We start from the raw sequence: 6,434 nt of genomic DNA, 5'->3' as shown, positions 1-6,434 counted from the left end.
CGGGGCAGCTCGACGGCCGAGAGCACGCCGCGCGCGGCGGCGGCGACCTGCTCGAGCGTCGCGCCGGCGTCGAGCTCGACGACGGCGACGATGCGCTGCCCGAGCAGGTCGTGCGGCTCGCCCAGCACCGCGACGGCCGCGACGCCCGGCAGCGCGGCCAGGCGCGACTCCACCTGTTCGGCGGGCACGGTCGCACCCGCGGTGGTGATGGCGGCGTCGCCGCGGCCGAGCACCCGGATGCCGCCGCCCGCCATCCGCTCGCCGAGGTCGCCGACGGTGGCGAACCCGCGCTCGTCCCGCTCCAGGTCCGTCGCGCCGGTCTCGTCGACGGTGCCGAGGGCGAGGTAGGGCGATCGCGCCCAGATCCGGTCGCCGCCCGGGGTGGGCCGGAGTTCGACCTCGACACCGGGGAAGGCCTCGAGCGCGCCGACGGCGCCGTCGCCCGCGAGCACGAACGACAGCTCGGCCGCGCCGTAGTACTCGACGAGGCGGATGCCGCGGTCCGCCGCGCGCCCACGGAGCGCGGCTCCCGTCGCGGCGCCCGCGACGATCGCGGTCCGCGGCGCGTCGGGCTCCTCGACGATCCGGGTCAGCCGCGTGGGCGTGGCGTGCACGACGGCCGCGCCCTGCACGCGGTCGGTGGCGGTGGCCCCGAGCGACAGCGCATGGAGCACCGCGTAGAGGTGCATCGAGACGTGCAGTGGACCGGACACGGCCACGCGGTCGCGGGCCTCGAGTCCGGCGAGTTCGGCGAGCGGCGCCGCCGAGGCGAGCCAGGACGCGCTCGTCCGGGCGACCATGCGCGGGGCGGCGCCGGGCGGCGCGGTCGATCCCGAGGTGGTCAGGCCGAGCTCGGTCCCCTCCGGAAGCAGGGGCGAGAGCCGGTCGGCCGCCGCCCGGTCGGCACCGACGAGGACCGGCCGACCGCGTCGCAGGCCCGCGAGCACCGTGACGACGAGGTCGACCGGATCGGTGCCGACGCGGCATCCGACCGCCCCCGCACCCGGCGGGAGCACGGCCGCGTCGACCGCGCGCGCGAGCTCGCCGTAGCGCACGACGTCGCCGCCGAACGCGAGGGCGACGTCGTCGGCGCGGCCGCGCAGCCAGTCGCTCATGCCGTCGGGGTCACCGCCCGGCGACGCCACGGCCAGGGTCGCGGCTCGATGAGCCCGGGCCACGCGCGGTGCACGCCCTTGGCGACCAGCACGGTCACGACGACCTTCAGGATGTCGCCCGGCAGGAACAGCGCGGACCCGGCGATGGCGACCCCGAGGGGCGTGCCGGTGATCGCCGCGAAGACGGGAACGCCGACGAGGTAGATGGCGACGATGCCGCCCAGGGCGGTCGCACCGAGCGCGGGCAGCACCCGGTAGCGGGGGAGCAGCCGCGCCGTGAACCAGCCGACGACGAACGCGCCGAGCACCCAGCCGATGAGGTAGCCGACCGACGGGCCGACGAACACCGAGAGGCCCCCGCGTCCGCCGGACAGCAGCGGCAGGCCCGCCGCGACGAGCGCGAGCAGCAGGAGCACCGCGAGCGAGCCCTTGCGCGCCCCGAGGATCGCGCCCGCGAGCATGACCCCGAGCGTCTGGAACGTGATCGGCACCGCAGTACCGCCGAGGTAGAGCGCGCCCGGCAGGCCGAGCGCCGCGATGAGCGCGGCGAAGACGGCGATCTGCGCGAGGTCGCGTGCCGGGATGCGGGCGCGGCCGCGCTCGGGCGCGGGCGCGGGTGCGGCGGGGGTCTGGGTGTCGGTCATCATGCTCCCGTGATTCGGCGTGGCGGGCGCGGGGCCCTGTTCTCACGCTAGGAACGGCGGGGGAGCGGTCGCTCGAGGTGGCCGTACAAGAAACGGCGCGCGATTTTGGAGCGGCGTCGTTCGAGCTCGACGCCTCGGCGGGCGCAGTGGACCGCCCTCAGGCACTCGCTGCGGGTCAGGCCGCCTTGGCCGGGTCGGTCGCGGCGACCGGGGCGGGCACGGATGCGGCGAGCAGGGCGTCGTCGCCCGCGGCATCCGTCGACTGCAGTTCGTCGTCGAGGGTGTCGGCGCCGGTGTCGATCGGGTCGGCCCACATGACGAGCGGGGCGGGCGACCAGCTGAGGGCGAGGGAGGCCTCGTCGGCCGGCACCACGACGGCGACCTGCTCGCGCTCCTCGAGGATGGCGCGCGTGACCTCGGCGGCGATCTGGTGGGTGAGCATCGACTGGAAGATGCGGTCGGTGTCGTCGTCGCCGCGGCGGACGAGCGACCAGTCGCCTTCGGGGCCGATGAACCGGGAGAGTCGCGCGTTGACGAGCTCGAAGATGTGCTCCCCGCGCAGGTCCGCAGCGGTCGCGGCGGGCGACGGGGCGGCGGGTGCGGTGTGGGCGGCGGCTTGTGCGGCGAGCCGCGCGCGGCGCCAGCGGCGGAACATCGGTGTCCTCTCGTGGGGGTCGGTCGGCGGATCTCGGGCGGCGGACTCGGTCCCGTCCAGTGTCCGTCGGCGGCGCGGCATCCTCGCCGGGACACGCCGCACAGCGCCCGAGCCGCCCCTGAACGGGGGTGATGACTCGGGCGAGGATGGTGCGGCCTGGTCGTCGCCGGCGCGGCCGGGGCGGCTACTCGACCAGTTCGCGGCGCTTCTGCTCGTCGGCCACGGTGCCGATCGCGATCGCGAGCGTCGCGGCCCACGACACCCACATCAGCAGGAGCCTCCAGTCGCGCGGTCCTGCCGCCGTCGCCTTGATGACGCCGACGGCGCCGAAGAGCGAGGTGAGGACGGCTCCGCTGAAGAGGTACTTGCGCATGCCCCGAAACTACCGTCCGGGTCGGACGCATGCGACCGGTTGACACCCGCTCGCTGGGAGATCCCCGCGAATCTGACCGATCGTGCAGGATCTGACCGATCGGTCAAGGTAGCGTCATCCGCATGCCCACCGATGCCAAGGCGCCAGCGCGCGCCCGCGCGGCCGACGAACTCAAGCAGGCCGCCCTCGAGCAGTTCGCGAGCGTCGGCTTCGCAGCCACCTCGCTGCAGCACATCGCCGACCACGCCGGCTACTCGAAGTCGAGCGTGCTCTACCACTACGCGTCGAAGGAGGCGCTGCTCGAGTCCGCGATCGAGCCGGCCGTCAGCCAGTTCGAAGAGGTCCTCGAGGACTACCTCGCGGGCCGCGACCCGGTGCGCCGCCGCCGGCTCGTCGACCGGGTGATCGACCTCATGCTCGTGCACCGCGAGGCCGTGCACGTGTTCCTGATCCAGGGGCCGAGCCTCGCCGAGCTGCCGATCATCGCCCGCGCCGACGCGGCCGTGCGCCGCCTCGCCGCGGCGATCTGCGACGAGCGCGAGAGCGTCGAGGACCAGGTGCGCTTCGGCGTCGCGCTGGGCGGTGCCGCCTTCCTGCTCACCGCCGGCCGCACGTTCGCCGACGACCGCGCGCAGCCGTCCGACGACGAACTGCGTGCCGCGCTGCACACGGTGCTGCCCGAGCTGCTCGCCCCGCCCGCCGCCACCCGCACCGCCGACGCCGAGTAAGGACCGCACGTGGCTCTCCTCCTCCACCGCATCGGGCGCGCCGCCTTCCGCCGCGCCTGGCTCGTCGTCGTCGCCTGGGTCGTCGCGCTCACGGCGCTCGTCGGCGGCGGCATCGCCCTCGGCGGCCAGCTCCAGGAGTCGTACGCGATCCCCGGCACCGAATCGCAGGACGCCATCGACCAGCTCGCCGCCGTGTTCCCCCAGACCGCCGGCGCGTCGGCCAAGGCCGTCGTCGAGGCGCCCGACGGCGGGTCCGTCGAGGACCCGGACTCCCGCGCCGCGATCGCCGACATGGAGCGCGAGCTCGAGCGCGTCGACGGCGTGGCGAGCGTGCTCGGCCCGTTCGACGAGTACGCCGGCGACCAGGTCTCAGACGATGCGCGCACGGCCTACATCCAGGTGCAGTTCGACGGGCCGGTGACGGATGTCGCGCAGGAGTCGATCGACGCCGTCGTCGCCACGGGCGACGCGGGCCGCGACGCCGGCCTCCGGGTCGCGTTCGGCGGCGAGGTGTTCCAGGAGACCACGTTCGGCCTGACGATCACCGAGGTCTTCGGCGTGCTCTTCGCCGGAGTGGTCCTGCTCATCACCTTCGGGTCGCTCCTCGCTGCCGGAATGCCCCTCCTCACGGCGATCGTGGGTGTCGGCGCGACGTTCGGCGGCATCGCCGTGGTCTCCGCGTTCGCGACCGTGTCGAGCACGGCACCCATGCTCGCGGTCATGATCGGCCTCGCCGTCGGCATCGACTACGCCCTGTTCATCCTGTCGCGGCACCGCACCCAGCTCGCACGCGGCATGGACCCCGAGGAGAGCGCGGCGGAGGCCGTCGCGACCGCGGGCGGCGCCGTCGTGTTCGCCGGCCTCACGGTGATCATCGCGCTCCTCGGCCTGCTCGTCGTCGGCATCCCGTTCCTCAGCGTCATGGGCGTCGCCGCGGCGTTCGCCGTCCTCGTCGCCGTGATCGGCGCGACCACGCTCCTGCCGGCGCTGCTCGGCCTCGCGAAGGGGCGGCTCGCGCCGAAGCCCGGCAGTCGGGCGCACCGCCGCGCCGTCGCGGCCGACGAGGGCGGCCGGCCGACCCTCGGGCGCCGCTGGGTCGACACGGTGCTGAAGGCGCCGGTCGTGTTCCTGCTGCTCGTGGTGGGGCTCCTCGGCACGGCGGCGATCCCCGCGGCGAGCCTCGACCTGAACCTCCCGGGCGGCGAGGGCGAAGCCGGATCCAGCCAGCGCGAGGCCTACGAGATGATCGAGGCGGGCTTCGGCCCCGGCGCGAACGGTCCGCTCATCGTGACGGTCGACATCACGCAGACCACCGACATCTTCGAGGACCTCGACGCGATCGGCGAGCGCCTCGCCCGGGTCGACGGCGTCGACTACGTCGGCGAGGGCCTCCCGAACGAGACCGTCGACACCGCGATCATCCAGGTGATCCCCGAGAGCGGACCGACCGACCCGGAGACCAAGCAGGTCGTGCAGGACATCCGTGCGCTCGAGCCGGAGATCGCCGAGGAGTTCGGCACGCCCATCGCGGTGACCGGCTACACCGCCGTCTCGATCGACATCTCGCAGCGCCTCACCGATGCGCTCATCCCGTTCGCGCTCATCGTCGTGGGGCTGTCGATCGTCCTGCTGCTCATCGTGTTCCGCTCGCTGTTCGTGCCCGTCAAGGCGGCGCTCGGCTTCCTCCTCTCGGCGTTCGGCGCGATCGGGGTCACAGTCGCCGTGTTCCAGTGGGGGTGGTTCGCCGACCTCATGCACGTCGAACCGGGGCCGATCCTGAGCTTCCTGCCCATCCTGCTCATGGCGGTGCTGTTCGGGCTCGCCATGGACTACGAGGTGTTCCTCGTCTCCGGCATGCGCGAGGAGTTCGTGAAGACCCGCGAACCGCGCTCGTCGATCGTGCACGGCTTCCAGCACGCCGCGCGCGTCGTCACGGCGGCGGCGCTCATCATGTTCTTCGTCTTCTTCGCGTTCGTCCCGGAGGGCACCGGCGTCATCAAGGGCATCGCCTTCGCGCTGGCCATCGGCGTCGCCTTCGACGCGTTCCTGGTGCGGATGACGCTGGTGCCCGCCGCCATGGCCCTCGCCGGTCGTCACGCGTGGTGGCTGCCGAGGTGGCTCGCCCGCGTCCTGCCCGACGTCGACATCGAGGGCGAGGGGCTGCGCGCCCACCTCGCCGAGTCCGAGTGGGCCGCAGCACGCAACGCGGACGTCCTCGCCGAGGGGCTGCTCGTCGGCGACCCGGCGGCCCCGGTCGGGCCGATCACGCTCGACGTGCCGCGCGGCGGCGCGCTCGTCGTCCGGGGCGGCCCCGCCGAACGGCGCCTCGTCTCGGCGACGATCGCCGGCAGGGTCCTGCCCGCGGGCGGGCGCCTCGCGGTGCTCGGGCTGCCGCTGCCGACGGACGCGAACGCCGTCATGCGCCGGGTCGCGGTCGCCGACACCGCCACGGACGCCGCATCCGCGCCGACCGCGGGCGACCTCGTCGCCGCACGGGTCGACGCGACCCGGCCGTGGTACCGGCTGGGTTCCACGCGCGACGCCGTCGAGGACGCCCTCGATGCCGCCGCGGTCGCCCGATCGGCGTCGCCACGGCCCGTGATCGAACCGTGACCAATATTCATGCGAGCGCTCTCTTGCGCTCATGGGAGCGATCCCATAACGTCTCAGTCATCGGTTGAGAGCGCTCCCACGACATTGTCGCGGAGTGGATCGACCGTCCCAGGGTCCCTCCCTGGGTGGGAGCCCGACACGCACCCCCTGACACCGTTCCACCAACACAAAGGAGTGACATGCACGCACGTGCATTCCGCCGCAGCGCCGTCGTTCTCGCCGCTGTCTCGGCCACCGCGCTCACGCTTGCCGCGTGTAGCAACAACCCGACCCCCGGGAACACCGACGACACGGGCGAGAAGGTCA

General features: G+C 73.9%; 6 protein-coding genes. 2 read left to right on the top strand and 4 right to left on the bottom strand.

The genetic code is table 11. From position 1 onward, the window contains the following. The 4 genes from AVP42_RS11325 to AVP42_RS11310 all read right to left on the bottom strand — a co-directional run. Positions 1-1,115, bottom strand: a 1,115-nt coding sequence (locus AVP42_RS11325) for an AMP-binding protein (RefSeq protein WP_157356808.1), incomplete at its 3' end; no start/stop codon positions are given. Beyond that, a complete protein-coding gene (locus tag AVP42_RS11320; RefSeq protein ID WP_067949101.1) occupies positions 1,112-1,759 on the bottom strand; it encodes a biotin transporter BioY in 648 nt (215 codons plus the stop codon). The genes AVP42_RS11320 and AVP42_RS11325, both read right to left, overlap by 4 nt. Positions 1,760-1,934: 175 nt before the next feature. Then, positions 1,935-2,414, bottom strand: coding sequence for a hypothetical protein (locus AVP42_RS11315; protein ID WP_067949099.1), 480 nt, complete (start codon positions 2,412-2,414; stop codon positions 1,935-1,937). 184 nt (positions 2,415-2,598) lie between these two features. Next, positions 2,599-2,787, bottom strand: a complete 189-nt coding sequence (locus AVP42_RS11310) for a hypothetical protein (RefSeq protein ID WP_067949097.1) — start codon at positions 2,785-2,787, stop codon at positions 2,599-2,601. Positions 2,788-2,909: 122 nt separating this feature from the next. On the opposite strand from AVP42_RS11310, the gene AVP42_RS11305 reads away from it, so the two are divergent. Both AVP42_RS11305 and AVP42_RS11300 read left to right on the top strand, forming a co-directional pair. Next, positions 2,910-3,515, top strand: coding sequence for a TetR/AcrR family transcriptional regulator (locus AVP42_RS11305; protein WP_067949095.1), 606 nt, complete (start codon positions 2,910-2,912; stop codon positions 3,513-3,515). A gap of 9 nt (positions 3,516-3,524) precedes the next feature. Then, complete coding sequence (locus tag AVP42_RS11300; protein WP_067949093.1) at positions 3,525-6,128, top strand: MMPL family transporter; 2,604 nt, start codon at positions 3,525-3,527, stop codon at positions 6,126-6,128. Positions 6,129-6,434 lie beyond the last annotated feature (306 nt).

Origin of the sequence: Agromyces sp. NDB4Y10, assembly GCF_001620055.1 — a bacterium.
In the GTDB taxonomy this organism is placed as follows: Bacteria; Actinomycetota; Actinomycetes; order Actinomycetales; family Microbacteriaceae; genus Agromyces; species Agromyces indicus.
This window is presented reverse-complemented; position numbering and strand designations above follow the sequence as displayed.